The sequence below is a fragment of the Hamadaea sp. NPDC051192 genome (assembly GCF_040682475.1).
GTDB classification, from domain to species: domain Bacteria; phylum Actinomycetota; class Actinomycetes; order Mycobacteriales; family Micromonosporaceae; genus Hamadaea; species Hamadaea flava.
In genome coordinates this window covers 1-24,828 of the sequence record NZ_JBFBAZ010000120.1, presented here as the reverse complement: position 1 = coordinate 24,828, position 24,828 = coordinate 1, and the positions used below count along the sequence as shown (strand labels likewise).

At 68.4% G+C, this 24,828-nt stretch carries 24 protein-coding genes, 3 tRNA genes and 2 pseudogenes; 21 read left to right on the top strand and 8 right to left on the bottom strand.

Annotated elements, in window-relative coordinates; genetic code table 11:
• A pseudogene (locus AB0M47_RS33370) lies at window positions 1-473 on the bottom strand (CPBP family intramembrane glutamate endopeptidase); the annotation flags it as partial.
• 49 nt (window positions 474-522) lie between these two features.
• Between AB0M47_RS33370 and AB0M47_RS33365 the strand changes: the two are divergent.
• Window positions 523-1,635: a globin domain-containing protein gene (locus AB0M47_RS33365; RefSeq protein ID WP_253759401.1), complete on the top strand. Its 1,113-nt coding sequence runs from the start codon at window positions 523-525 to the stop codon at window positions 1,633-1,635.
• Between the two features lie 57 nt (window positions 1,636-1,692).
• Here AB0M47_RS33365 and AB0M47_RS33360 read toward each other — a convergent pair whose 3' ends face one another.
• Window positions 1,693-4,023: a carboxypeptidase regulatory-like domain-containing protein gene (locus AB0M47_RS33360; RefSeq protein WP_363421158.1), complete on the bottom strand. Its 2,331-nt coding sequence runs from the start codon at window positions 4,021-4,023 to the stop codon at window positions 1,693-1,695.
• Window positions 4,024-4,302: 279 nt separating this feature from the next.
• On the opposite strand from AB0M47_RS33360, the gene AB0M47_RS33355 reads away from it, so the two are divergent.
• Together AB0M47_RS33355 and AB0M47_RS33350 are read left to right on the top strand one after the other, a co-directional pair.
• Window positions 4,303-4,392, top strand: a tRNA-Ser gene (locus AB0M47_RS33355).
• Between the two features lie 91 nt (window positions 4,393-4,483).
• A tRNA-Arg gene (locus AB0M47_RS33350) sits at window positions 4,484-4,556 on the top strand.
• A gap of 150 nt (window positions 4,557-4,706) precedes the next feature.
• Here the strand turns inward: AB0M47_RS33350 and AB0M47_RS33345 are convergent.
• Window positions 4,707-4,928 carry a winged helix-turn-helix domain-containing protein gene (locus AB0M47_RS33345; RefSeq protein WP_253759405.1) on the bottom strand — a complete coding sequence of 74 codons (222 nt, stop codon included), beginning with the start codon at window positions 4,926-4,928 and terminating at the stop codon, window positions 4,707-4,709.
• Between the two features lie 539 nt (window positions 4,929-5,467).
• Here AB0M47_RS33345 and AB0M47_RS33340 point away from each other — a divergent pair.
• Window positions 5,468-6,100 (top strand): DUF6230 family protein, encoded by a 633-nt coding sequence (locus AB0M47_RS33340; protein WP_253759407.1) that lies wholly within the window; start codon window positions 5,468-5,470, stop codon window positions 6,098-6,100.
• An 88-nt stretch (window positions 6,101-6,188) separates the two neighbouring features.
• Complete coding sequence (locus AB0M47_RS33335) at window positions 6,189-7,670, top strand: DUF6114 domain-containing protein (protein ID WP_363421155.1); 1,482 nt, start codon at window positions 6,189-6,191, stop codon at window positions 7,668-7,670.
• A 72-nt stretch (window positions 7,671-7,742) separates the two neighbouring features.
• Here AB0M47_RS33335 and AB0M47_RS33330 read toward each other — a convergent pair whose 3' ends face one another.
• A complete protein-coding gene (locus AB0M47_RS33330) occupies window positions 7,743-9,413 on the bottom strand; it encodes a DUF885 domain-containing protein (protein WP_363421153.1) in 1,671 nt (556 codons plus the stop codon).
• A gap of 107 nt (window positions 9,414-9,520) precedes the next feature.
• Here AB0M47_RS33330 and AB0M47_RS33325 point away from each other — a divergent pair, with 107 nt between their 5' ends.
• Window positions 9,521-10,492: a DMT family transporter gene (locus tag AB0M47_RS33325; RefSeq protein ID WP_363421151.1), complete on the top strand. Its 972-nt coding sequence runs from the start codon at window positions 9,521-9,523 to the stop codon at window positions 10,490-10,492.
• Here AB0M47_RS33325 and AB0M47_RS33320 read toward each other — a convergent pair.
• Window positions 10,478-11,248 (bottom strand): annotated as a pseudogene (locus AB0M47_RS33320) (PHP domain-containing protein); the annotation flags it as partial. The gene AB0M47_RS33325 and the pseudogene AB0M47_RS33320 sit on opposite strands and share 15 nt — an antisense overlap.
• A gap of 100 nt (window positions 11,249-11,348) precedes the next feature.
• Here AB0M47_RS33320 and AB0M47_RS33315 point away from each other — a divergent pair.
• Window positions 11,349-13,190: a M48 family metallopeptidase gene (locus AB0M47_RS33315; protein WP_363421149.1), complete on the top strand. Its 1,842-nt coding sequence runs from the start codon at window positions 11,349-11,351 to the stop codon at window positions 13,188-13,190.
• Window positions 13,187-14,083, top strand: a complete 897-nt coding sequence (locus AB0M47_RS33310) for a hypothetical protein (RefSeq protein ID WP_363421147.1) — start codon at window positions 13,187-13,189, stop codon at window positions 14,081-14,083. The genes AB0M47_RS33315 and AB0M47_RS33310 overlap by 4 nt, the downstream gene beginning before the upstream one ends.
• Here AB0M47_RS33310 and AB0M47_RS33305 read toward each other — a convergent pair.
• Entirely contained in the window at window positions 14,080-15,219 is a 1,140-nt protein-coding gene (locus AB0M47_RS33305) for a PQQ-binding-like beta-propeller repeat protein (RefSeq protein ID WP_363421145.1), read from the bottom strand. The genes AB0M47_RS33310 and AB0M47_RS33305 overlap by 4 nt on opposite strands.
• Before the next feature lie 56 nt (window positions 15,220-15,275).
• On the opposite strand from AB0M47_RS33305, the gene AB0M47_RS33300 reads away from it, so the two are divergent.
• From AB0M47_RS33300 to AB0M47_RS33270, 7 genes are all read left to right on the top strand, one after another.
• On the top strand, window positions 15,276-16,268 hold the full coding sequence (locus AB0M47_RS33300; RefSeq protein WP_363421143.1) for a prephenate dehydrogenase/arogenate dehydrogenase family protein: 993 nt from the start codon (window positions 15,276-15,278) through the stop codon (window positions 16,266-16,268).
• 131 nt (window positions 16,269-16,399) lie between these two features.
• Window positions 16,400-16,696: a hypothetical protein gene (locus AB0M47_RS33295; RefSeq protein WP_253759425.1), complete on the top strand. Its 297-nt coding sequence runs from the start codon at window positions 16,400-16,402 to the stop codon at window positions 16,694-16,696.
• Window positions 16,697-16,722: 26 nt separating this feature from the next.
• Entirely contained in the window at window positions 16,723-16,929 is a 207-nt protein-coding gene (locus AB0M47_RS33290; protein WP_363421141.1) for a hypothetical protein, read from the top strand.
• 94 nt (window positions 16,930-17,023) lie between these two features.
• Window positions 17,024-17,563, top strand: a complete 540-nt coding sequence (locus AB0M47_RS33285) for a tRNA adenosine deaminase-associated protein (protein ID WP_253759428.1) — start codon at window positions 17,024-17,026, stop codon at window positions 17,561-17,563.
• On the top strand, window positions 17,560-18,039 hold the full coding sequence (tadA, locus tag AB0M47_RS33280; RefSeq protein WP_363421140.1) for a tRNA adenosine(34) deaminase TadA: 480 nt from the start codon (window positions 17,560-17,562) through the stop codon (window positions 18,037-18,039). The genes AB0M47_RS33285 and tadA overlap by 4 nt, the downstream gene beginning before the upstream one ends.
• Window positions 18,040-18,092: 53 nt before the next feature.
• A complete protein-coding gene (locus AB0M47_RS33275; RefSeq protein WP_363421138.1) occupies window positions 18,093-18,725 on the top strand; it encodes a TetR/AcrR family transcriptional regulator in 633 nt (210 codons plus the stop codon).
• On the top strand, window positions 18,725-19,162 hold the full coding sequence (locus AB0M47_RS33270) for a hotdog domain-containing protein (RefSeq protein WP_253759432.1): 438 nt from the start codon (window positions 18,725-18,727) through the stop codon (window positions 19,160-19,162). The genes AB0M47_RS33275 and AB0M47_RS33270 overlap by 1 nt, the downstream gene beginning before the upstream one ends.
• Here AB0M47_RS33270 and deoD read toward each other — a convergent pair.
• Window positions 19,152-19,859 (bottom strand): purine-nucleoside phosphorylase, encoded by a 708-nt coding sequence (gene deoD / locus AB0M47_RS33265; protein WP_363421135.1) that lies wholly within the window; start codon window positions 19,857-19,859, stop codon window positions 19,152-19,154. The genes AB0M47_RS33270 and deoD overlap by 11 nt on opposite strands.
• Before the next feature lie 86 nt (window positions 19,860-19,945).
• Here deoD and AB0M47_RS33260 point away from each other — a divergent pair.
• A tRNA-Ser gene (locus tag AB0M47_RS33260) sits at window positions 19,946-20,032 on the top strand.
• Window positions 20,033-20,190: 158 nt separating this feature from the next.
• Window positions 20,191-21,447 (top strand): tyrosine-type recombinase/integrase, encoded by a 1,257-nt coding sequence (locus AB0M47_RS33255; protein ID WP_363421133.1) that lies wholly within the window; start codon window positions 20,191-20,193, stop codon window positions 21,445-21,447.
• A gap of 12 nt (window positions 21,448-21,459) precedes the next feature.
• Here the strand turns inward: AB0M47_RS33255 and AB0M47_RS33250 are convergent, their stop codons facing one another.
• Window positions 21,460-21,861 carry a helix-turn-helix transcriptional regulator gene (locus AB0M47_RS33250; RefSeq protein ID WP_363421131.1) on the bottom strand — a complete coding sequence of 134 codons (402 nt, stop codon included), beginning with the start codon at window positions 21,859-21,861 and terminating at the stop codon, window positions 21,460-21,462.
• 405 nt (window positions 21,862-22,266) lie between these two features.
• Between AB0M47_RS33250 and AB0M47_RS33245 the strand changes: the two genes are divergently transcribed.
• Genes AB0M47_RS33245 through AB0M47_RS33230 form a run of 4 tightly spaced genes read left to right on the top strand, consistent with a single transcriptional unit; the run spans window position 22,267 to window position 24,647 of the window.
• Window positions 22,267-23,502: a DUF5047 domain-containing protein gene (locus AB0M47_RS33245; protein ID WP_363421129.1), complete on the top strand. Its 1,236-nt coding sequence runs from the start codon at window positions 22,267-22,269 to the stop codon at window positions 23,500-23,502.
• Window positions 23,503-23,505: 3 nt separating this feature from the next.
• Window positions 23,506-23,730, top strand: coding sequence for a hypothetical protein (locus AB0M47_RS33240; protein WP_363421127.1), 225 nt, complete (start codon window positions 23,506-23,508; stop codon window positions 23,728-23,730).
• Between the two features lie 13 nt (window positions 23,731-23,743).
• Window positions 23,744-24,337 carry a hypothetical protein gene (locus tag AB0M47_RS33235; protein WP_363421125.1) on the top strand — a complete coding sequence of 198 codons (594 nt, stop codon included), beginning with the start codon at window positions 23,744-23,746 and terminating at the stop codon, window positions 24,335-24,337.
• A gap of 19 nt (window positions 24,338-24,356) precedes the next feature.
• Window positions 24,357-24,647 (top strand): hypothetical protein, encoded by a 291-nt coding sequence (locus tag AB0M47_RS33230; protein WP_363421123.1) that lies wholly within the window; start codon window positions 24,357-24,359, stop codon window positions 24,645-24,647.
• The last annotated feature ends 181 nt before the right edge of the window (window positions 24,648-24,828 follow it).

Sequence of the window (24,828 nt, the reverse complement as noted above, 5' to 3'; positions counted from 1 at the left end):
CTGCACGGCGGAGAGGATCAGCACCGGCACGGACCACCACAGGCTCGGCATCCCGACGCGCTCACCTCGGTGTTCAGGCCGAGGGCGCGCGCACCGAAGTAAAGACCAAGCCCCGGAATCCCGATCAGCGCGGCCAGCGCCGCGCCCCCGCCCAGGTCGAACCAGGGCCGTCGCAGGTCCAGACCGAGGACCAGGCGCGGCCGTCCGGGGTCCCGATTCAGCAAGTGGTACGCGAGCCCGACCACCACGAGGGCGAAGAAGATGTCGAGCAGCTGGTACGTGAGGTCGAAGTACGGCCGGACCGAGCGGGAGACGTTGAGCGCCGACGTCTGGCTGGACAACGGACCGGGCTTGGTCAGTTTGGCGATCAACGACACCAACGAATAAATCGCCGATTGTCCAAGTGAAAGGCCGAGGACCAGTAGCAACTCGTTGCGACGGCGTACCGCGAGGTTCCTCACGCACCGCACTATCGCACAAGTTGTGCGACTTGCCGTCACTGATTGTCGCGAGAGTCGTTACGTGTCCGACCTACAACGGCTGTTGAAGGAGTCCTGGACCCTCGTCGAAGAGGACCAGGACAAGTTGGCCGGCTACTTCTACGCCCGCATTTTCCTAGGTCGTCCCGAAGTCAGAGACCTGTTCCCGGTCACCATGGACGTCCAGCGAGCCCGTCTGCTGGGCGCGATCGTCAGCGCCATCCAGACCGTCGACGATCCCGAACGATTCGACGAGTACCTGCGGTCCCTCGGCCGCGACCACCGCAAGTTCCAAGTCGTCCCGGAGCAGTACGAAGTAGTCGGCGCCGCGCTGCTGGAAGCGCTGCGCACCTTCGGCCGGGGCGATTGGACTCCCGAGTACGACCAGGCGTGGCGGGACGCGTACGACGTCATCGCGCGCAAGATGCTGGCCGGAGCGGAGGCCGACACCAACCCCGCATTCGTCCACGCCGAGGTCGTCAGCCACGAACGGCGCGGGCGCGACATCGGCATCATGCGCGTACGCCCGCTGCAACACCTGGAATTCCGTCCAGGCCAGTACGTCAGCCTGGAATGCCCGAAGTACCAGCCGCGCGTCTGGCGTACCTATTCCATCGCCAACGCGCCCCGGGCCGACGGCACCATGGACTTCCACATCCGGGCGCTGGGCGCGGGCTGGGTGTCCGGCGCGCTGGTCCGGCGTACGCTCCCCGGCGACATGCTCCGGCTGGCGGCTCCCATGGGAACGATGGCCGTCGACCGGCGGTCGCAGCGCGACATCGTGCTGATCGCCGGCGGCACCGGGCTGGCGCCGATCAAGGCGATCATCGAGGAGCTGGCGACCTTCAACCGGACCCGGTGGGTGCACGTGTTCTACGGCGCGCGGGATCGGGACGACCTCTACGACCTGCCCGACCTGCAACGGCTGGCAAGCGTCTTCCCGTGGCTGTCGCTGATGCCGGTCTGCTCGCACGATTCCGGCTGGGGCGGGGAGGAGGGTCTGCTCAGCGAGGTCGTACGCCGCTATGGCCCGTGGCAGGACCACGACTTCTACCTGTCCGGCTCGCCCGCGATGATCCGCGCGACGCTGCGGGCGCTCAACGAACTGCAGGTGCCGTCGATGCGCGTGAAGTACGACGCCTTCGCCGACTACTAGGCCGGTACGCGAAGGAGGCCGGGCGAGATTCGCCCGGCCTCCTTGCGTTTCGTGCGATCAGCTGACGGTGCAGGTGAAGGTCTGCGTCGTCGAACTGGTCACGGTGTAGGTGGTGGCATGGGCGAAATCGGCCCCGCCGCACCACTTCCAGTCGCGGGTGCGCTGGAACTTGACGGTGGTGCCGGGAAGGATCCGCAGCGACGCGCCCTCGGCCGGATCCTGAATCCAGCCGCTGGCCTGGAAGTCGCCGGTGGTCACGTTGTGCGCGTCGACGAAGTCGTCGGCCACGCCGAACACCTTGACCACGACGCCCGCCTTCATCGTGTAGTTGAAGGTGGTCGTCTGGCCGGACTGAACCGGGACGCCGTTGGCGACCGGGGTCCGCCGGGGCAGGACGGACGTGACGCTGGTCGGGCCTGCCGCCGTCTGCGACGTCGTACGCCTCGGCAGCGGAGTCGCCGCCGGGTAGCGGTAACCGGTGCCGTCACTCCACTGGAAGGCGTGATCCTTGGCCGTGAAGAGCAGCGGCCAGGTGTACGGACCGAGGAAGTCGATCTTGTAGGTACCGTCGGCGGCCACGTCGACCTGACCGAATCCGCCCCCCGCGTGGTACGCCTGCGGCGCCATGGTCACGCCGCCGTACGCGATCGGGTTGCCGGTCTCGCTGGTGACCTTCCCGGTGATCGTGCCCGCCTTGTCCATGAGGATCGTCGGCGGCGTGATGGTCTGGCCGTTGGCGACGGTGAACGTCGAGGCGAGCAGCTCGCTTCCCGTGCCGCCGTTCGGCCCGACCCATTGGGCGCCGAAGCCGCTCCCGGTCTTGGGGAAGACGAACAGGTGGTAGGAGCCGCCGGTGTTGACCGTCACCGTCTTGGTGCCGTCGGCGGCGGTCCTGCCGTCGATGCCCTCCGGCATGACGAAGCCCTTCGGGCTCAACGCGAGCACGACGAAGTCCTTCAGACCGGCCCCGGTCGCCCGGTCGACGACCTTGACCTTGATCTTCCCGGTGGGGCGCATCGTCACCGTTACCGCGGTCTGCTGACCGGCGGTAACCGTCACCGGAACCGTCTGGAAGACGTAGCCGGTGGCGGACACGCTGAGGTCCCACGCGCCGGCCGCCACGTCGCTGAGGATCAGCGAGCCGTTGGTGCTGCTGCCGTTGATGGCGCCCGACTCGCCGAGGTACGCGTTGAAGGAGCTGATCGCAGCGCCGGTGACGGAGTCCTTCGCCGTGATCTTCACCGAGCCGGACGCCAGCTTCTTGTCGTTCACCGTGGTCGTGTCGCCACCGGTCACGGTGAAGGCGGTGGCCGTCTCGACGGTCCGCTTACCCGGCGCCCATTGATCGATGTGCTGATCCGGGCTGAAGAAGTGGACCTTGTACCCGGAGCCGGCGAAGACCTCGTCGATTGCGTAGTTGCCGCTGCCGTCCGTCTGGGTCGAGAGGTACTCGTTCGTCATGGTGGAGGAGAGCGACACGTAGACGTCCGCGATCCCGGCACCCGCCTGGGTGGTCAGCCGACCGGCGATCGAGCCGGTGGGCAGGAGGCTCTCGTCGACGGTCACGACACCGCCACCGGTGACGGTGAACGACGCGGCGGTCGCTTCCGAGCGCTGGTCGTGAGCGAGCTGTGTCGCCCCCGACGGGAGCGTGAACTGCACTCGGTACGAGCCGGGGATCAGGTAGTCGAGGCGGTAGTCGCCGTTGCCGTCGGTCGTCGCGTAACCGGCGCTGTTGCCCGTGGCTTGCAGCGCCGTGACCTCGACGTCCACGGCCGGCGTGCCGTCCGACCGGGTGACATGGCCGCCGATCGAACCAGTCGGCTGGAGAGTCTCGTCGACGGTGGTCGTCGCGTTCGCGGTCACGTCGAACACGTCGGCGTCCTGATAGCTCTTGCCGTGGGCGAACTGCTCCACCGAGCCGATACGGAAGGAGACGGTGTAGGTGCCCGGGGGTACTGCGATGGCGTACGAACCGTCGTACTGCGTCATGCCGAAGCCGTAGCCGCCGCTGGGGCTGGAGGCGGAAACCTGGACGTCGGGCGCCGGGTGTCCCTGGCTGTCGGTGACTACGCCGCTGATGGTGCCGGCCGGCAGCGCGCTGTCGTTCACCGTCGTGGTGGCGCCGGCGGTGACGGTGATCAAGTCAGCGGCGTCCGATGACACCTTGCCGTAGGCGTACTGGCTCGGCCGGCCGGGCGGCTGGAACACGACGATGTAGCGACCGGGCTGCAGCCCGGTCATCGAGTAGTGCCCGGAGGCGTCGGTCGGGGCGTCGCCGTAGGTGTCGGTCTCGTCCGAGTACGCGTTGACCCAGACGCCTTCCAGCGGGGCGCCGTTGGCGGTGAAGGTGCCGGAGATGGTGCCGGGGGTGGCCGCGTGGGCCATGGGCGTCAAACCGAAGGTTGCGATCGCGATAGCGACGACAATGGATCCGATCCGACGCAGAGGTGATCTGCTCATGCTTCCTCGAGGGGTGAGAAAGGACGGGTCGGGGGCGGGCTGAACGCCCGCTGAGAATCCCCGTGAGGCGCTCACGATATCGGAGACGTGCGACACGGTGGGGGCGCTGTGACGGCGGTCTTGGCGCCCCACCGGATAGTCGCTTTGCTCTCGCTCGGGAGGGCAGGGTATTCTCGTCCGGCGACGATCTCACCGATCGCCGTTGGAGGCTTCGCCTAGTCCGGTCTATGGCGCCGCACTGCTAATGCGGTTTGGGTTTAACGCCCATCCGGGGTTCAAATCCCCGAGCCTCCGCTCGCCGATCACTCGGGTCTCGTGCTCGATGTGACCGGGGAAACCCGATTAGTCCGCTCGGTGGACCTTGTGTAGACTGAGCGGGCGCCGAGCGCCCGTAGCTCAACGGATAGAGCATCTGACTACGGATCAGAAGGTTAGGGGTTCGAGTCCCTTCGGGCGCGCTCTTGATCAAAGGGTCTTCCACCTGCCGGTGGGAGGCCCTTTGTCGTTGATCGTGCGGGGCGCCTCGCCACGTCGTTCAGCCCCCATCCCGCTGGGATGGGGGCTGAACTCGGTCTGGGGCCGGCCTTCGCGTCGTACGCGGGCCGCCGTCAGGAAGCCTCGCGATCCTTCACGTAGACGGCCTCTCCCTGGCGTCCCTCGATCAAGCCTTCGGCCTTGAGGACCAGCATCGCGCCGCGGACGGAGCCGTAGCTGATGCCGTATTCCTCCCGGAGTTGCGAGATCGACGGCAGCTTGTCCCCGGCGCGCAGCTCACCAGACTTGATCTGTTCACGGATCGTGTCCGCAAGCTTGACGTACTTGGCGGTCATCTTCTTCTCCCTGACAGGCTCGCCTGAGTAGTAGATCACTGTCACTGGGGTTCCATCAACTACCAAAAGCCGCTCAACGTAGTCGAGAAGTATTACTACGTCGAATCAGTTCATCGATAGACACTTATCACCTTCGGGGTGGGCGACCAGGTGGAGGGTTCTGGACGGAAGCACGAGGTTTGCCGTACGCGGGTCCGGACTGCCATCCCCCAAGCGTCCGATGCGCTGTCGCGTTATCAAAATGTTACGTGGTGCGTGATCTTGACGCTGTGTAGTGATCTTCCGATTGTCTGTCCTGAAATATCGCCCGCATCCGAATCGAAAACTCCAGGTGATTAACGCAGAGTCACTTGATCAGGTCTCACGTCGGATTCACGGTTACCGGTGAGTAGCAACAGGGGTTGTGACGCATCTCGCGGAGCGGAAACATGCGTGACACAACAATGCCGTCCGTTGCCATCCACGCTCCCTCTCGGCTACCGCAGGGCCGATCCGCGTTAACGGCGTACGACGGGCAAAAGCTTCGAGGAGGACCCCCAGTGAAGGACTCGAACGGCAACCTGGTGCAGGGTCGCACCAGGTGGCGGCGGTTCGCTGCCGTCGTCATCCCGGCGGCGGTCGTCGCCGGCGGCCTGATGACGGGCGTGGCGCAGGGCAAGGTGCCCGTCGCGCTCAACGTCTCCGGTCAGAGCTTCAAGATCAGCGCTGACCAGCTCAACGGCACCGGCTTCACCCAGTACGGGAGCGTGGCCGTCAAGAAGGACGGCACGCAGATCCCCGTCGCCGCGTCGGGCATCAAGTCGGCCACGCTGAGCAACCTCTGCCAGTCGGTCGTCGTCGTGCCCGGTCACCTCTCGCTGGTCATCCGGGCCGGCCGCGAGGCGGGCAACCCGGCCAGCGCCGAGAACCTGCTCATCGGCATGGACGCCCTCGCCGGTGACGCGACGTTCACGAACATCGACATCGGCACCGACGCCTCCGCGCTGTCCAAGGACGGCTTCAGCAGCCACGGTCAGACCGGCGCGTTCGGCCAGGAGGCCGACAAGGTCGAGATCCACAACCTGAAGCAGCGCGCGTACAGCACGAACGCGGGCACGTTCACCCTCAACGGCCTGTCCATGAAGGTGGACCTCACGGGTTACGAGTGCTTCGCCGACTCGGCCCTGAACTGACCGCGCCCATGGCGTGACCCCGGCCGGCCGCTCTACCCGTGAGCGGCCGGTTCGGCGGTTACCCCGCGTTGCATGGAGGCACAACCCCATGGAATTCACCCCTCCGGAGAGGAATCCGGCCGCCGAGGAGCTGTTCTCGCCGGCCGACCGAGCGGAGACGCCTTCCTTCTGGCAGAAATTCAGTGCCTGGCGGCGGGCTCGGCCGTTCTGGGGTGGACTGCTGGCGATCCTGGCCGGCATCGAGGTCTACGCCTCGACGCAGACGTCCATCGGCGACATCGTGCTCAAGGTGGGCGTCGAGGGCTTCCAGGCGTACCTGATTCCCCTGATGCTGGTCCTTGCGGGGTTCCTGGCCTGGTTCACCCCGGCCCAGCGGGCCTTCTACGGGATCATCACCGCGTTCATCTCGGTCTACGCGCTGATCGGCGTGAACTTCGGCGGCTGGATCCTGGGCACCCTGCTCGGGATGACCGCCGGTGCGCTGATCTTCTCGTGGACTCCGGTCGACCCCAACCCGGTCCTCTACTCCGGCGAACCCCGCTCGGACGACGAGCCGGAGTCGGCGGCGGACGCCGAGGAGGACGACCACAACCCGCGGCACGCGGCCACCGAGGAGATCCGTGACCCGGACCTCGGAGAGCCCGACCTCGACCGGGGCCGGGCCGGCGGAGCCGCCCGCGGCAAGCTGCTCGCCATCTCGATGGTGCCGCTGCTGATCGCGGGCATCGGCGTCGTCGCGATGCGGTCCGCGCCCGCGGCCTACGGAGCCGGCTGTCCGACTCCGAGCCGCAGCACCACCCGCGCTCCGAAGCCGTCGGCGAGCACCTCGCCGGCGGCTCCGGCGCCGTCGGCCAGCCCGTCGGCGAAGGCGTCGCCCTCCGCGTCGCCCTCGCCGTCGACCGGCATCCTCGGGCAGATCGTCGACGGTCTGGTCGACCTGCTGACGCCGGACAGCCCGTCGCCCAGCACGTCGGCGTCGAAGGCCGACCCGACGACGGCCACGTCGCCGGGGGTGAAGACCTCGACGAAGCCGACCACGACCAAGTCGCCGGTACCTCGGCGTACGGCGAACCCCTGCACCGGACAGTCGGCGTCGCCTTCGGCGTCGGCCGTTCCGCCGGCGAAGCGGCTGACGGCCGCGGCCGGCCAGGTCGACGTCACGGCCAAGCCGGGGCTGCTGACCGGTTCGAAGGTCACCATGGTCAACCTGGCGTTCCAGGGCATCGTAGAACTGCCGACTGCGGACGGCCCGATCTCGGTGCTGAAGTTCACCATGGACAGTTCCGTCACCGACGACTTCAAGCTGCACACGTATGGCCGGGGAAAGTCGCCGGACATCGACTTCGTCACGGATCACCTGACCGTGCGGCAGAACGTCGTCTTCTACACCAGCCGGTTCCAGGCCAAGCTGTTCGGCCTGCTCCCGGTGGACTACTCGCCGTCGCACCCGCCGGACATCCCGATCCCGCCGCTGATCCCGATCATCTTCACGGATCCGCAGATCGATCTGGTCTGGGTGAACGCGGACGTGCTGACGGCCAAGCCGCAACTGGTCACGAAGCCGGTCTGAGCGGCTGCGCCATTCCGCAGACATGACGAGGGCGGGCACCCGAATCGGGTGCCCGCCCTTCGCGTACGCCGGTCAGAGGCGGGCGAGCGCCTTCTGCAACGGGTCCAGCCCGAGTGAGCCCAGGTTGAGCGCGTCCCGGTGGAACGTCTTGAGGTCGAAGTCGGCGCCCTTACGCCGCTTGGCGTCGTCCCGGGCCTGGAGCCAGATCCGCTCGCCGACCTTGTAGGAGGGGGCCTGCCCCGGCCAGCCCAGGTAGCGGTTCAGCTCGAAGCGCAGGTTCTCGTCGGGCACGCGGCAGTGCGCCCGCATGAACTCCCAGCCCAGCTCGGGCGTCCAGCGCTCGCCCGGGTGGAAGCCGAACGGGTTGTCGCGCGGGATCTCCAACTCCAGGTGCATGCCGATGTCGACGATCACCCGGGCGGCGCGGAACGCCTGGCCGTCGAGCATGCCGAGCTTGTCGGCCGGGTCGGCCAGGTAGCCGAGATCGTCCATCAGACGCTCGGAGTACAGCGCCCAGCCCTCGCCGTGCCCGGAGCACCAGCAGAGCAGCCGCTGCCACCGGTTCAGCAACTCCGACCGGTACGCCGTCTGCGCGACCTGCAGGTGGTGACCGGGTACGCCCTCGTGGTAGACGGTGGTGACCTCACGCCAGGTGGAGAACGAGTCGATGCCCTGCGGCACGGCCCACCACATCCGGCCGGGGCGGCTGAAGTCCTCGCTCGGTCCGGTGTAGTAGATGCCGCCGTCGGACGTCGGGGCCAGGCAGGCCTCGATCCGCTGGATCTGCTGCGGGATGTCGAAGTGCGTACCGTTCAGGTCGCTGATGGCGCGCTCGGCGAGGCTCTGCATCCACTCGCGGAACGCCTCCTTGCCGTCGATGCGGTACTTCGGATCGGCGTCGAGCTTGGTGACGGCGTCGTCGATCGAGGAGCCCGGACCGGCGATCTCGGCCGACACGGCGCGCATCTCCGTCTCCAGCCGGTGCAGCTCTTCGAAGCCCCAGGCGTACGTCTCGTCCAGGTCGACCTGCGCGCCCAGGAAGTACTGCGAGGCGAGGGCGTACCGCTCGCGGCCGGCGGCCTGCTTCTCGCGTCCCTTCGGGGCCAGCTCGGTCCGCAGGAACTCCCCGAAGGACGAGGTCGCGGCGGTGGCCGCGGCGGCCGCCTCGGCGAGCCGGTTCGCCAGCGCGCCGCTCGCGTTCAGCCGGCGGGCCAGCCCGTGGTAGAAGTCGTCGCCGGCCGGATCGGTCCAGATGTCGCACTGCTTGGCGACCTCGATGATCTGCTGGCGGGCCGAGACGTGTCCCTCGGCCGCCGCCTTCAGCACGGTGCGTTGGTACTGCTCGACCGCCGCCGGGATCAACTCCATGCGGGCCGCGATGTTGGCCGCGGCGTCCTCGCCCTCGGTGGGCATGAGGTCGAAGACCTGGCGTACGCCGTGGATCGCGGACGAGATCACGTTGATCTCGCTCTCGTCCTCACCGGCCTCGTAGCGGGCCAGCGACAGGTTCAGTCGTTCGAGCATCGCCTCGCGTGCCACGAACTCGGTGTCGCCCTCCGGTTCGGTGGCGTCGAGCGCCGCCACGGTACGCCGAGTCAGGTCGGCCTGCGCGGCGAAGCCCTCCGGGGAGAGGTCGTCGAGTTTGTCGTCGTATCCGGTGATGCCCACGTACGTGGCGCCGATCGGGCTGAGTGGGGCCCACTCCTCCACGTACTGGTTGGCGATGTCGTCAATCCGTCCCATGGGGTCGAACCTAGCGGACGAACCCCGGCCGACGCAGGCAGTAAATCGCGTCACGGCGACCGAATCCCGCGCGACCGAAGGCCGGGGGATCTGGCAGTGTGTCAGGAGTGACCGCGCCTATCACCCCTGACAAGGGCAGCTCCGCCGTGTGGCTGCCCGCTTTCGCGGCGAACGTCCTGATCTGGGGCGCGAGCTTCGTCTTCATCAAGTACGGCGTCCTGGAGATGCCGGCGATCTGGGTGGGCGCCATCCGGATCGTCCTCGGCGCGATCACTCTCCTCGTGATCATGGTGCTGCTGAAGGCGCGGCTGCCGCGTGATCCGAAGATGTGGGCGCACCTGGTCGTCCCCGGCGTCATCGGCGTCGCGGTCCCGTTCACGTTGTTCCCGCTGGGCGAGGAGCGGGTGCCGAGCCTGGTCGCCGGGATCTGGAACGCCACGACCGCGTTGTGGGTGCTGCCGTTCGCGGTGTTCGTCTTCCGCACCGAGAAGTTCCGCGTACGCTCGGCGCTCGGCCTGGCACTGGGCTTCGTGGGCGTACTGGTCGTCCTGGGCTTCTGGCACAGCGGCGGAGCCGACCTGACCGGCCAGCTCATGTGCGCCCTGGCCGCGTTCTGCTACGGAGTGTCCATTCCGTACATCAAGCGCTTCACCACCGGCCGCGGCGTGGCCGGGATCTCCATCGCCGCCGGGCAGAGCATCGTCGCCGCCATCGCCATCGTGCCGGCCGCCCTGCTGTCGGCGGGCGCCCCGCCCACCCCGGGCGAGCTGTCGCTGAAGGCCATCGGGTCGATGCTGGCGCTGGGCGTCTTCGGCAGCGGGGTGGCGTTCGCCTTGAACATGCGGGTCATCACGAGTGCCGGGGCGTCGACGGCCGCCTTCGTGACCTATCTGGTGCCACTGGTCGCCACGACCCTCGGCATCGTCCTGCTGGGCGAGTCGCTGACCTGGAACCTGCCGGTCGGCGCGCTCGTCGTGCTGACCGGGGTCGCGGTCGCCCAAGGCCTGATCCGGCTGCCGCGACGGACTCCCGAGCCCGTCCCCGAGACGCCGCGCAGCCGGGACTCAGTTCGTGTGTGACGCGCACCAGTCGAGCAGGGCGTCGGCGTCCATGGCGTTGACCACACGGTCGGCGGTCAGCCCGGCGGTCTGCGCCCGTTCGCAGCCCAGCTCCTGCCAGCCGAGCTGGTCGACGGCGTGCGCGTCGGTGTCGATCGCGAACCGCAGGCCGGTCACCCCGGCGGCCCGCTTGAGCAGCTCGCTCGGCGGATCGCGGCGGTCGGGCCGGCAGTTGACCTCGATCGCCTTGTCGTACCGCACGGCGGCGGCGAAGACGGCGTCGGCGTCGAAGTCGCTCGGCGGCCGCCAGCGCGACGCCGCGTGCGCGGCATCCGTCTTCACCCGCAGCTTGCGGCCGGTGCAGTGGCCGAGGATGTCGAGGTGGGGGTCCGCGAGCGCGGTGACCATGCGCCGGGTCATCACCGCCCGGTCGTCCCGAAGTCCGCTGTGGACGGAGCCGACCACGACGTCCAGCTCGGCGAGCAGCTCGGGGTCCTGATCCAGGCTGCCGTCGGCCAGGATGTCCACCTCGATGCCGGTGAGCACGCGGAGCCCGGTGCCCATGAGCGCCGCGTTGATCTCGGAGACCTCGGCTAGCTGACGGCGCAGCCGGGCGGCGGTCAGCCCGTTCGCGATGGTCAGCCGGGGCGAGTGATCGGTGATGACTACGTAGTCATGGCCTTGTTCGGCGGCGCCGCGGACCATGTCGGCCAGCGACGCACCGCCGTCGGACCAGTCGGTGTGGACGTGGCAGTCGCCGCGCAGGGCGTTCCGGAGCGGGTTCACCGGTCCAGCCTTCCAGACGGGCATTGTTTGCACGCGTTGAACGGCGTACTGTGCAGCGGCGCACGTGTCGACACGACTTGGGGGAGGTGCCGTGATCGCACGTCTGCGAGCCCTGGCCAGCTTGGTGATGCTCGCGGGGTTCTTCATCTTCGCGCTGGTCCTGCTGGTAGCCGGGGTCGGCGTCGGAATCTGGGCGATGGGCCACAGCCACGCCGCGGTCAAGCTGGTGCTGCTGGCTGTGCTGGGCTTCGGTGGCGCGATCGTCGTGGGTGCCAAGCGAGCCCTGTTCTACAAGGCGCCGCCGCCGGACGGGGTCGCCCTCGATCCGCACCGCGCGCCGGAACTCTGGTTCGAGGTACGCCGTCTCGCCGAAGCAGCCGGCACCCGTGCCCCGGACGAGATCCGGATCGTGCCCGAGGTGAACGCGGCCGTCTCCGAGGACTCGCAGCTACTCGGTCTCATCGGCGGCCGGCGTTACCTGTACATCGGCATGCCCTTGCTGGTGTCGCTGAACGTCAGCCAGTTCCGGGCGGTCATCGGGCACGAACTCGGCCACTACTCCAACGCTCATACTCGGCTGGGCGCGGTCGCGTTCCGGGGACGCCTCGCCATCGGCGGCGCGCTCGACCACCTCTCCGGCAGCCTCATGGGCCTGCCGTTCCGGGCGTACGGGCGGATCTATCTGCTGGTCGACAACGCCGCGTCGCGGGCGCAGGAGCGGGAGGCCGACCTGATCGCGGTCCGGGTCGCCGGTACGCACGCCGCCGCGTCCGCGCTGGCCGAGCTGCCGGTGATCGACGCCGCCTGGTCGTTCTACTTCGACCGTTACGTCGGACCGGCTTCGCAGGCGGGATTCCTGCCGCGCGACATCTTCCGCGGCTTCCACGACATGTCCCAGGCTCGTCGCGACGAACTGGCCGAGCTGCGCAACCAGCCGCCGCCCGAGAAGAAGTCGGTGTGGGACACCCACCCGCCGATCGGCGAGCGCGTCGCCCGCGTACGCCAGCTTCCGCCGGTGTCGCTCGTCGAGGACACCCGGCTGGCCGGGGCGCTGATCCCGGCCCTGGACCAGCTCGGCGAACAGCTGCAGCAGTCCGTGGTCAACGTCGGCGACCGGAAGGTGACCGGCGACTGGTCGGAGATCGCGCAGGCCTCGAACAACGCGCGGCTGCAGGACACCTGTGACGACCTGTTCCGGCAGGCGGCGCGGGTGCTCAACGTCCGAGACGTCGCCCTGACCGATCTCCTGTACGCGATCGAGGCCGGCCGCGGACAGCAGCTGGCCGAGGGATTCTTCCCGAGCGCGCCCCCGCACGAGGCGTACGCCCAGCTCCATCAGGTGTTGCAGCCGCTGCTGACCCTCGCCGCCCTGCGCAGCGGGCAGGTTCACTGGGTGCATTCGTGGTCGCAGCGGGCGGAGCTGATGGGGCCGAACGGCCAGCCGGTCGACTTCGAGGCGTTGGCGAAGCTGGCCGCCGACTCGCGGACCGTCGGGCAGGCGCGTACGCATCTGGCGCAGCTGGGCATCGCGGTCGATCAGGCCCGGGTCGTCGAGGCGGTGGCGACCGCCAAGAACGCCGACGTCATCGGCGGCATCGGCAACACCAAGGTCGGCAAGACCGACTGCGACATGCTGATCCTCGACAACGGCCTGATCCTCATCGCCGGTGGCGGCGACAGCAACGAGGGCAACCAGCGCATGGCGACGGCGCTCCGGTCCGCTCCGGTGGCCGAACTGGCCAAGCGCTACACCTTCGTCCCGTACGAGGAGATCGCGTCGGTGACGATCGCCAAGAAGGTGCCGCTGAAGGCGACCCTCCTCATGCGCAACGGGGAGCAGCTGGAGTTGAAGGAGGGCTGGACCAGCGACCTGCTGCACAAGCAGAGCCGCGACGTCCTGCTGGAGATCCTGGAAGGGATCGGGGCGAGATGACCGCCGAGTCGGTGACGATCGAGCAGATCCCGGACGGCCGGGTGCCGGAAGATCTCGAGGAGTTCGAGACCCGCGCCATCGGCGACTTCCGCCTGGTGGCATTGCTCGTCGGGTCGGTGCTGGCCGGTGCCATCGCGGCGACCAGCCCGCACGACGACGAGTCGGTGCAGAAGTGGGTGCTCTACGTCCTCGTCGGCGCGTTGATGGGCGCGGCGGCGGGGGAAGGCTTCGGCTTCGGGATCTCCCGCTGGCGGGAGGTCAGCCGCATCCGCCCGATCTCCCTCTGGCGGGTGCTGCCGATGCTGATCCTGGTGGTGGCCATCGCGATCGGGCTCATGTGGCTCACCCCGGTGGTCTCCTCGGCGATCACCCCGCGCGGCTGGGCGTTGTCGATCATCGCCATCATCGGCGCGCTGCCGCTCGCGGCGACGCTGACCGCGGTGCAGCTGCTGACCCGGCGCAAGCTTCCCGGTTCGGTCGGCCAGCAACTGGAGACGCTGCTCTGGCTGCGGCGTACGGTCTCGCGGATGCTGAGCGAACTCGGGGTGCTGGTGCTGCTGGTGATGGCGGTCAACCGGGCGGCGCTGGAGTTCGGGGACAAGCAGGACCCGATCGTGGTCATCTTCGCCGGGGCGATCGGCTCGTTCATCGTCGGCATCATGTACGTGCCGGCCGCGACGACGTTGCGCCGCCGGGCCAACACGTATGTGCAGCGCAACTTCAAGCTGGACGCGGTGCCCCAGGGTGAGCTGATCGGCGCGGCCGAGGATCTCGGCAAGCTGGAGAAGCTGCTCGGCCTCGATCAGACCACGTTCGGCGATCTGCGCTCGGGGCTCGTCATCCTCACGCCCTTCGTGGTGAGCGCCCTCTCCGCCCTCCTCCCCAAGTTCTAGAGGCGGAACTGGGCGAAGCGGCGCTGGATCGCGCCGTTGATCTGGGTGAAGGAGCCGCCCGCGGCGGCCTTGCCGAGACGCGGACTGGCGGCCATGGCCTCCACGCCCATGACGCCGTTCGCGTCGGCGAGCCACGGCCGCAGCCGGCCGGACGGGTCCAGCGCGGCGAGTTTGATCCGGGTCGTCGACCCCTCTTGGCAGGCTCCCTTGTCACCGACCACGGCGGACTTGCAGATGCGGTCGAAGTGGCCGCCCATGAGGATCGTGTCGTTCACGCGTACCACGGATTGGACGTCGCCGTCGGCGGTCACGGTCCACTGCGTCGCGCCGGTCGTCGCGTCGAGCGCCATCGCCCGGCCGCCCCGGCCCGCGACGGCCGCGTAAAGGACGCTTCCCGTCAGCGACAGGCTGCTCACGGCGTACTCTATGGTGCTTCGGAACGCGGGCCGGACCGCGCCGGTGCGGGGATCGACCACCGCGATGCGTGCGGTGTTCTTGAGTCCGTTGACCTGCATGAACGCGCCGCCGAGCAGGACCCGGTCGCCCGTGGCGACGATGGCGTTGACGGAGTCCTCCGCAGCGGGCTTCCACTGTGGATCGAGCGCGCCGGTGGCCAGGTCGAAGGCGGCGAGGCGGCTGCGGGGCTGCCCGTCGATCCGGGTGATCGTGCCGCCGACGTAGATCCGGCTGCCGCTGACCGCGATGGCGTGCGGATGGCCGTAGACGGAGTGGCGGAACGGGGCGAGCGCGCCGGTGACCGGGTCGATCTGCGCGAGATTGTCGCGGGTCAGGCCGTTGACGGAGCCGAAATCGCCACCCACGTAGACGCCGCGGTCGGTCGCCGCGATGGCCCGCACACGGCCGTCCGCGACCGGGCTCCAGTCGAGCAGTTGCCCGGTCCGCGCGTCGAGCGCGGCGAGCCGGGTCCGGGGGACCAGCTTGCCCGCGGTGTCGATCGCGTGCGTGAAATCGCCGCCCACGTAAAGCCGATCGCCCAGGTAGGCCATGCTCTGGATGGCGCCGTCGAAGGTCACCGTCGGTTCGGGAGAGGCCCGCACATCTGCTTGCGCGACGCCGGGGAACAGCGCTCCAGCGATGATGAGGCCAGCGGTCAGAGTGCGAACAACTCGTGACATATCGGATACAACGAGGCAGCGAACAGCGAGCCACTAGGCTGTGGCACGCTTCCGTCGTGAATATCGCGGTGATCGGTCTTGGTCTCATCGGCGGATCTCTGCTGCGCGCCCTCGCCGTGGCCGGCCACCGGGTGCTCGGTTACGACGCCGATCCAGCGATACGCGCAACGGCGCGGACGGCGGCCGCGAAGGCGTCGGCGGACCATCGGTGGCAGATCGCGGCCTCGGTCGGGGAGGCAGGCAGGCCCTCCGAACTGGTCGTGCTGGCGGTTCCGCTGACGTCGGTGGCCGGGGTGCTGGACGAACTGGTCGATGCGGGCTTCACCGGGCTGATCACCGATGTCACCAGCGTCAAGGAACCCGTACGCGAGCTCGTCGAGGAACGGATGCGCCGGGCGGCCACCCCGTTGGCCGGATTCGTCGGCGGGCACCCGATGGTCGGCCGGGATCAGTCCGGCTTCGAGGCGGCCGACCCGTACCTGTTCACGCAGTGCGCCTGGGTCCTCTGCCTCGAAGAGGAGACCTCGCTGCCGGACTGGCTGCATCTCGCGGCGCTGGTGACCTCGCTGGGCGCCCGGGTGGTCCCGACGACGGCCGCCGACCACGACCGTTCGGTGGCCCGCGTCAGCCACCTCCCGCATCTGCTGGCCGCCGCCCTCGCCGCGAGCATCGCGGCCGACCCGCTCAGCGCCACGCTGGCCGCCGGCTCCTTCCGGGACGGTACGCGAGTAGCCGCGACCCGGCCCGAACTGACAGCCGAGCTGGCCGGCGGCAACGCCGAACCGGTCGCCGAGGCGCTCGACGCGTTGATGGCCGACCTGGAGAAGGCCGGTACGCTGCTGCACCGCGCCGACCCCATCCGGGCCCTGCGGCCCTGGTTGCGGCCGGGATTCGAAGCCCGGTCGCAGTGGCCCGCGTTGGCCGGCGACTCGGCCGACCTGCCCGCCCGGGCCGACGTGCTGCGGCGGCTCGGCGGTGTCGGCGGCTGGATCATCGACGTGGCGGGGGATCGGCGTACCGTGACGGCCGTTCGCCCCGCCCACCCCTAGCGTTCGCCGCCTGCCGGTTTGGCGGCAGATCACGGATATGCCTGTGATCATGGGCGCGTTTGGCCTGCTTATCCCTGATCTGGTGGCAACGCCGGCCGACACCGTGTGCGGTCGAACCCGTTAACCGGGACATGAGACCGACTTTGCGCGAGCCCTATCCGGTACGCGTACCGGCAGTGCTCGCGGGGCTGGCCGGAGCGGGCGCGTGGCTGGCCGGCTTCGGTACGCTCGCCGCCGACCTGGCCGGGTACGCCTGGTGGACGCTCGGCGCCGGGGCGGCCGCATGGCTCGCCGCGCTGGCGTTGCTCCGCCATGGCGACCGGGGTGTGGCGGCCGGAATCGCCGTCGCATTAGCCATCGGATGGTCGAGTACGGCGGTCGCTCTGGGGGTCACGTGGGTGCAGACCGGGACATGGCCGTTGTGGTGACGTTCGGTAGCCGTACAGTGGCAATAGTGGGCTTGACGTGCGACGTCGGTGCGGGCAGTCTCAGCTTCGTGTGGACGCTGCAACGGCTTGACCCGGAACGGCGGCGCCGGCGGATCCAGCTCCTGTCGGAGCTCGCCGACGCCAAGTCGGTGCGCGTACGCCTCGCCCCTCGGCGTGCTCGCGGCGATCAGCTGCGGGATCTCATCGCTTTGCGGCGCAGACTCGCCGGATGACTCGTGGCCTCCGCTGAACGCCGAGGTCACCGGATACTGTCACACAAGGCCCCGTTGTCGCGGGGACTGAAGTTGACCTTCAAGGAAGACGATCGTGTCGCACTTTGCCGCCGCGGTGGTCCGGGGCCGCTCCGGGTGGACCGCCACTGAACTCGACCTGAGCGACGCCGCCGATGTCGAGGATGTCGCCGACCGCTTGCGTGACGTCGACTTGTCCGCGTCCGTGTCGCTGCTCTTCGTGGAGTCCGACGACTCCTACCTGGCCGTCATGCGTCTCGACGACGGCGAGGATCTACGCGTCTTCGGCTCCGACTCGGCCTTCGTCGACGAGTCCCGGCTGGGCAAGCTGCTGCTGGGCGACCTGACGCTCGGCGGCACGATCGAGCCGGCCCTGGAGCCGACCGACGCCGACGACTTCGCCGAGGACACCGAGACCGAGGAAGAGGAGCGCCCGGCCGCCGATCCGACGGTGAATCCGATCGGCGACGCCGACCTGCTCGCCGATCTCGGCGTCTCCGCGCACCACCTGCTGGAGCTGTGCGCGACCGACGGGCTCATGCCGGCCGACGTCACGGCCGAGATCACCCAGATCATCGGCTGCGCCGACGAGGTCGAAGAGCTGCGCGAGGCGTGACCGCGCTCGCCGAGCGGCACGCCCGGTGGATGCGCCGCGCGCTGGAAGTGGCGCGTACCGCGGTCGCTCAGGGTGATGTGCCGGTCGGCGCGATCCTGCTCGACCGGGACGGCGTCGAGATCGCGGTCGGCCACAACGAGCGCGAGTTCGACCTGGACCCGACCGCCCACGCCGAGATCGTCGCGATCCGGCGGGCCGCCGCTCGGCTCGGCACCTCGCACCTCGACGGCTGCACGCTCGTGGTCACCCTCGAACCGTGCACGATGTGCGCGGGCGCGATCACGCTCGCTCGGCTCGGCACCGTCGTGTTCGGCGCCTGGGAACCTAAGACCGGCGCGGTCGGCTCACTCTGGGACGTCTTGCGCGACCGGCGGCTCAACCATCGACCCGAGGTGTACGCCGGAGTGCTGGCCGACGAGTGCGGCGCCCTCCTCCGCGACTTCTTCCGCAACGCCGAATACGGCCGGACTGAGTGACGAGTCGCACAAGTAACTTCACGACCGATCGGTCATGTATCTAGGCTGTAGTCGTGAGTGCGAAGACGGACGGCCGAGTCGTCCGCGGCGACCGGACGCGTACCGCCGTCCTGGACGCCGCGGTCGCGATGGCCACCGAATCCGGCCTGGACGGCCTGTCCCTGGGCCAGCTCGCCGAACGGCTCGGAGTCAGCAAGTCGGGCCTGTTCGCACACTGGCGCTCGAAGGAAGAGCTGCAGCTCGCCGCGATCGAGCACGCCCGCAAGATGTGGGCCGACCTCGTCGTCGCCCCGGCTCTCCACCAGCCCCGCGGCGTACGCCGGATCTTCGCGCTTCATGAGGCGAGGCTGCGGTTCTACGCGGACGGAGTCCTTCCGGGCGGCTGCTTCTTCGCCGTCGCCGAGTTCGAGCACACCGGGCGTACGGGGGTGGTGTCCGACCGGCTGGGCGAGGTGCTCGGCGAATGGCTCACCCTGCTGCGGCGGCTCGTCCGCGAGGCGGTCGAACTCGGGGAACTCCCCGCCGATGTCGACCTGGCGCAGCTCGCCTTCGAGATCGACGCGGCCGGCGTCGCCGCGATGCTGCATACCCGGCTGCTCTCCGTGAGCACCGCTCACGCGCGTACGGCGGTCCTCACCCGGCTGAACGCGCTGACCACTGATCCGACCCTGCTTCCGGAGGAATGATGACCGAGACCCTGCAGCACGCCGGCGTGATCCGCGAAGTCGTCGTGCACTTCGACGACCTCGACGCCTCCGCCGTCGTGCACAACTCCCGGTACGCCCTCCTGCTGGAGCGCGCCGTGTCGACCTGGTTCAGCGAACACGGCTACTCGTTCGCCAACGGGCGTCCGACCACGGAGGACATGGTCGTCGGCGTACGCGAGTTCACGATCACCTACAACGTGCCCATCCGCGGCACCGGCCCGGTCGACGTCCACTTCTGGATCGACAAGCTCGGCCGCACCAGCGCCGTCTACGGCTTCCGATTCCTGTCCGCGGACCACACCACCGTGTACGCCGAAGGCCGCCGCGTCATGGTCAAGATGGACTTCGCGGCCGGCGTACCCGTGCCGTGGACCGAGGACGGCCTGGCGCTGGTGGAGCCGTTGGTCAGGCGATAGCCGTGTCGAGGGCGACCTCGACCATCTGGGAGAACGTCTGCTCGCGCTCCTGGGACGTGGTCGCCTCACCGCGCTTGATGTGGTCGCTGACGGTGAGGATCGTCAGCGCGCGTGCCCGGAAGCGGGCGGCGATCGTGTAGAGCGCGGCCGACTCCATCTCCACCGCGAGCACGCCGTAGTCCGCGAGCTTGTCGTAGAGGTCCGGCCGGTCGGTGTAGAACGCGTCCGCCGCGAGCACCGGGCCGACGTGCATCTCGATGCCGCGCGACTCGGCCACCTCGACCGCCTTGCGGAGCAGGCTGAAGTCGGCCACCGGCGCGTAATCGATCAGGCCGTCGAACCGCACCCGGTTCATGTTGGAGTCGGTCGCCGACCCGTTGGCCGCGATCACGTCGCGCAGGTTGAGCGACTCCGAGAGCGCGCCACAGGAGCCGACCCGGATCAGCGTCTTCACGCCGTACTCGTTGATCAGCTCGTGCGCGTAGATCGACGCCGACGGCATGCCCATGCCGGAGCCCTGGATCGAGACGTCGACGCCCCGATACTTCCCGGTGAACCCGAACATGTTGCGGACCGTCGAGTAGCACTTCGCATCCTCGAGGAAGGTCTCCGCGATCCACTTCGCGCGCAGCGGGTCACCCGGCATGAGAACCCGCTCGGCGATCTCGCCAGGCTTTGCTCCGATGTGCGTGCTCATGGTCCCGATCTTCGCACGTTGACCGGTTCGCCGGGCGTCGGTTACCCATGTGACCGGGGCACTGGGGGTCGTGTAAGGTAGCGCGCGGTGGTGTGTCCGAGTGGCCTAAGGAGCACGCCTCGAAAGCGTGTGAGGGTGCAAGCCCTCCGCGGGTTCAAATCCCGCCGCCACCGCTCTCCGAAAAGAGCCTCTGACCAGGCAAGATTTACGATCGCCTCGGTCATCGGCATCTTCCAGGTGTCACGCCGGGTGTCACAACACCCGGCGTGACCCGTTTGAGCCCCCTTCCAGGGACCGGCCGAGGCCCACCCTGGAAGTGAGGTGCACCACAATGGCCGGCCTTTCTGCACGCGAGGTCAAAGACGGAATCCGCTATCGCGTCTACTGGCGCGAAGGCGGCCGCACTGGCTCGCGAGAAGTCGTGACATTCGCTCAATCCGCCCTCGACAAGGCCGAGCGATTCAAGTCCCTCGTCGAGATGTGCGGCAACCGCTGGCCGACCGAGGATCAGCTGCTCGCGTTCGGACTCGGCGACGTCGTGCGCACCGCCGAAGACTCGACTCCCGAGCCGCCCGCAATCGCCATCACTGCACGCCCTGTGAACCCGTCTACGCCCTTCGCGGATGTCGCCCGTCACTACGTAGCCGAACAGGTCGAGAAGGGCTCTGTGAAGGGCAAGGAGATCAGTAACTACTACCAACGGCTAGACAAGCACGTCGTGCCCTACCTCGGTGCGCGGCCGTTCGACGCGATCACCGCACGTGAGCTGATCGGATGGCAGAACATACTCGCGGCGAACGGGCTCGCGCCCAAGACGATCGCCAACGTACGCGGAACCGTTGTCGCGCCGGTATTCGGATGGGGCTGCCGTGAAGGGCTCGACGGCGAGCCGCCACTGCGCACGAGCAATCCGATGCCGAGCGTCCCCATGCCCAAACCAGAGGGCCATATCACCGAAGTCATCGCCACCGAGAAGGAGGCGCTGATCTTCCTCGAATCCCTCTACGCCACAGCAAATCGGACCTTCGCCGACATGACCGTGGCAATGCTCGCCACGGGTACGCGCTATGGCGAAGTCGCCGGAATGCCTATCAAGGCCCGGGACAAGGAACGCGGCGTGATCGTCATCTACCAGGTAGCGGCCGAGGACGAGAATCGCCGCTGGTACATCAAGAGGATGCCCAAGACGAAGTCGGGGTATCGCGAAGTGGTATATCCGCGTGAAGTCGACGCGGTGTTTGACGATCGTTCCGCTGGCCGATCGCGGGATGCCCTGATGTTCATCAACTCGCGCGGCGATATGTGGATCTATAAGACCTACGAGTACTGGTGGAACAAGGCGATGAAGATAGCCCGCGACAACGGGTTAGATCGCGATCTGACACCGCACAGCCTGCGCCACTCGCTGCTGACGCTGCTCGCACGCAAACGCATCGACCTGAAGTCGCTACAGCAGCAGGCGGGGCACAAGAACTTCAAGTTCACGTACGACAAGTACGTGCACCACCTCAACGACGCGGCCGACGAGATCCGAGCCGCCGCCGCGCCGATGTTCTCACGCCTGGAAAGCATCCGCGCACTGGTCTAGATCGGTTGCCACCTAAGAATCAGAAGAGCGGTCGGGATCATCATCCGGCCGCTCTTTTCCTTTGCGGTAGCGCGCCATGCACGACAGCAGAAGGCGTTCAAATTCGGCTAGATCCTCATCGCTGAGTCTCGCGGCTAACCGTGCCAAGTACTGTGTTCGCTTCGGTACAGCCGTGAGCCGATAACCCATGCCGAGCAGCACGGCCTCGTCCACCAGGATGCGCGAGACGTCCAGCGCATCCGCTACTGCTTGCCGCTGGTCCTCGCGCGGTTGCGGCCGTTCTGCCGACAGCCAGGTCTGAACCGTCGTACGGGCCACGCCGACGAGTTCGGCGAACTGCTCACGCGTCACACCGAGCTGGCCGATCCCGTCGTGGATGAGTCGGCCGAACGGACTTGGGGTGAGCCTGGACATGATCCTCCCGATGTGCGTCGCCTACGCCCCCGTCGTGCCGGGCAGTGACGCGCATGCGCGAGCCTCGCCGCGCGACAAACGAATTTGTCACTGTGACCGCGTGACACTGTGACACCCGTTTTACATGCGTACAAGCTCGGCACACAGGTGGTACGGACAGTTTTAGGGCCCGGAAAATCCAGCCGTTCGCGGCGGCGTGTCGCGCGAAGTCCGACATCTGAACCCTCTCGTGGTCCCTCGTTCCGTCTCGTGGTTCCTCGTACCCTCGGCTGGGCCTGAGTAGTCGCTTAAGCAACCGGAGATGCATAGGTTGCTTGCCAGCAGCCGTCAGACCATGTCTCATTACCTTTCGTGTGGGGTCAGACACACATCGTGACGACCACTGTTGGCGGAAGAAGTTGATCTATGCCTCCCGCGTCGGCAAACCCCGACAGCAGCGCCTCGCCGTTACCCGACATGTACACGGTTCCCGAGGCCGCGAAGATCCTCGGTTGCAGCCCCAAGACCGTGTACGGCGCGATCAAGAGCGGATCGCTTCGCGCCGTCAACATCGGCCGCTGCAAGCGCCTCACCGGCCCGGCTCTGGCGGACTTCGTCAACAACGGCGGAACCCAGCCCGCGCCGCCCCGCAGCGTGTCGTTCGATGACTCGGCTGTCCAGAAGCGATCGTGCACTGTGGTCGTGCCGGCCCGGACGCCGCTGCTACGGCTGGACCCGGGCAACGACCCGATGCACCCGCTGAACAACTACGGGCAGCGCTTGCGCATCCGGACCGGGCTGCGCATCCCCGGCGGCGAGGCCGAGCTGCTGGACATGGGCTGGTACCTGATCACGACCTGGTCCCGCGACGAGCAGGACGGCACGGTCACCATCCGGGGCGCCGACCTGTCCAAGCTGATCGTGGACGCCCGGCTCTACGCCGCCGAGTCCCCACCGGTCGGAGCCACGTACGGGACCGAGTTCGTGCGCCTCGTCGACGGGATACTCCCGGCCGCCGTGAGTCCGGACCTGGACGACATGGCGATCTCCTCCGGGACGGTGTGGGAACGCGACCGCGACGCGGCGCTGACCGCGCTCACCTCGGCGTGGAACGGCGCACGCTGGTACGTGGACGACTCCGGCACCGTCGAGGCCGCCCCCGCCCATCCCGACATCACCTCGGCGACCACGCCCGACGTCGTGATCACGGACGGGTCGGCAGGCACCCTCACGGGCCGCCAGCGCGACGCAGACCGCGACCGGCAGTACAACGCCCTCGTGGTCACCGGCGCGACGCCAGACGACGGCACGGCGGCCCCGTACGCCGTCGCGGAGATCACCGACCCGGCGAGCCCGATCCGGGTCTCCGGCCCGTTCGGGCGAAAGCCGCGGTTCTTCCAATCGGACCTGATCACCACCGGCGCGCAGGCCACCGCGACCGCCACGAACCTACTCGGCCGGTACACCCTGTTCGGGCGCGCCGAAGCCGTCGACGCCGTCCCCGACCCGCGCGTGCAGCTCGGCGACGTCGCCCGGATCTACACCGCCGACGGTGACGCCTACCTCGGCCGCATCACGGCGCTCACGCTGCCGCTGACCGGCGCGCAGGGCGCGATGAACGCCACCGCGTCCACCCTGCCCAGAGACGACGAGGGGAGCTGAGCCATGGCGACCGTGGGCCAGACCCTCAACCGGTCCAACCCGGACCGGCCCGCCACCTGGTACACCGGCGAAGTCACCGCCGTCTCTGGCCGGCTGCTCACGTGCACGTTGGACAACAGCACCGCCAGCATCCGGGCCATCGCCGTCGACCCGGTCCCGGCCGCCGGATCGCGAGTGCTCATCGTCGCCACCGCAACGGGCAACTTCTGCGTCGGCACCATCGGATAGGGGAGCAGCACCCATGCAGAACACGACCAACTACGGCTGGACCTACCCCGACGCGCCCGACCACACCCGAACGTGGGAGTACTGGGCCGTCTTCGAAGACGTCGACGCCACGCTCAAGGGCATCGACGACCGGGTGACCGCCATCGAGGACGACGGGCTACCGATCGCCAAGGCCAAGTGGACGGGCAGCATGGCACTCACCGTCAGCGGCGTCTTCGTGCCATTCGTCCCCGCGAGCCTGCTCTACTCGCGCCCGGCCGGATTCGTGGTCGGCGGTAACAACGTCGTCCAGGTCACCGAGGACGGGCTCTATGACGCCGACGCTTGGGTACGTACGACGGGCCTGGTCACCGGCAGCAGCGCCAACCAGTACTGGCACGCCTACATCATCAACGTCACCAGCGGAGCAACCCTGAACTTCGGGTTCGCGCCCGGCTTCGGCGGAGCCAGCGCGACCGGACTCGTGCGTGCCCCCGGCGTCAACATCAGCGCGGGCGACGAGATCGGCGTGCGCATCAACACCAGCACCGCCGGAGTCGGAACCGCACTGGAGACTCGCCTCAGCCTCCGGCGGCTCGGAAACAAGGTCACCGGGGCAGACCCGTAAGCCGAGGAGGAAGAACTGTATGTCCACGATGGAAGTCACTGCCGACAACCTCCAAGACGTCGCCGATTGGATCAACAGCGTTGGGACCGACTACAACGGCAACAACGCTGTCGTGCTGCCAGGCACCGGTGTGCTGTGGAAGACCTGGTACTGGGCTGACGGCGGCCCCGACATCGGCCTGATCTACAGCATCGGCTTGGCCGGATTCGCCTTACCCGGGGAGACATACACGATGGACGAATACGGCAACGTCAGGGTCGTGCCGCCCTCCCCGCCAGCCGACAACCCAGAGCCGCCCAGCGCCCCGTGAGCGCAGTTGGGGCGGGGGCGGGGGGGGGGGGGGGGGGGGGGGGGGGGGGGGCCGGGGGGGGGGGGGGGGGGGGGGGGGGGGGGGGGGGGGGGGGGGGCCCGGGGGGGTGGGGTTTGGGGTCATGGTGGTCATCGCTTTCGAGCGTGGGCGGGTCGGGGCTCACAGGTCCAGTGCTGGTGGC

What these genes read in the sequence shown, in the direction of transcription:
- deoD (WP_363421135.1), bottom strand. Translation starts at nt 19,859, where the DNA reads ATGAGCACGCACATCGGAGCAAAGCCTGGCGAGATCGCCGAGCGGGTT.
- AB0M47_RS33345 (WP_253759405.1), bottom strand. Translation starts at nt 4,928, where the DNA reads ATGACCGCCAAGTACGTCAAGCTTGCGGACACGATCCGTGAACAGATC.
- AB0M47_RS33295 (WP_253759425.1), top strand. Translation starts at nt 16,400, where the DNA reads ATGAGACCGACTTTGCGCGAGCCCTATCCGGTACGCGTACCGGCAGTG.
- AB0M47_RS33250 (WP_363421131.1), bottom strand. Translation starts at nt 21,861, where the DNA reads ATGTCCAGGCTCACCCCAAGTCCGTTCGGCCGACTCATCCACGACGGG.
- AB0M47_RS33330 (WP_363421153.1), bottom strand. Translation starts at nt 9,413, where the DNA reads ATGGGACGGATTGACGACATCGCCAACCAGTACGTGGAGGAGTGGGCC.
- AB0M47_RS33305 (WP_363421145.1), bottom strand. Translation starts at nt 15,219, where the DNA reads ATGTCACGAGTTGTTCGCACTCTGACCGCTGGCCTCATCATCGCTGGA.
- AB0M47_RS33255 (WP_363421133.1), top strand. Translation starts at nt 20,191, where the DNA reads ATGGCCGGCCTTTCTGCACGCGAGGTCAAAGACGGAATCCGCTATCGC.
- AB0M47_RS33310 (WP_363421147.1), top strand. Translation starts at nt 13,187, where the DNA reads ATGACCGCCGAGTCGGTGACGATCGAGCAGATCCCGGACGGCCGGGTG.
- AB0M47_RS33335 (WP_363421155.1), top strand. Translation starts at nt 6,189, where the DNA reads ATGGAATTCACCCCTCCGGAGAGGAATCCGGCCGCCGAGGAGCTGTTC.
- AB0M47_RS33240 (WP_363421127.1), top strand. Translation starts at nt 23,506, where the DNA reads ATGGCGACCGTGGGCCAGACCCTCAACCGGTCCAACCCGGACCGGCCC.
- AB0M47_RS33230 (WP_363421123.1), top strand. Translation starts at nt 24,357, where the DNA reads ATGTCCACGATGGAAGTCACTGCCGACAACCTCCAAGACGTCGCCGAT.
- AB0M47_RS33270 (WP_253759432.1), top strand. Translation starts at nt 18,725, where the DNA reads ATGACCGAGACCCTGCAGCACGCCGGCGTGATCCGCGAAGTCGTCGTG.
- AB0M47_RS33235 (WP_363421125.1), top strand. Translation starts at nt 23,744, where the DNA reads ATGCAGAACACGACCAACTACGGCTGGACCTACCCCGACGCGCCCGAC.
- AB0M47_RS33360 (WP_363421158.1), bottom strand. Translation starts at nt 4,023, where the DNA reads ATGGCCCACGCGGCCACCCCCGGCACCATCTCCGGCACCTTCACCGCC.
- AB0M47_RS33245 (WP_363421129.1), top strand. Translation starts at nt 22,267, where the DNA reads ATGCCTCCCGCGTCGGCAAACCCCGACAGCAGCGCCTCGCCGTTACCC.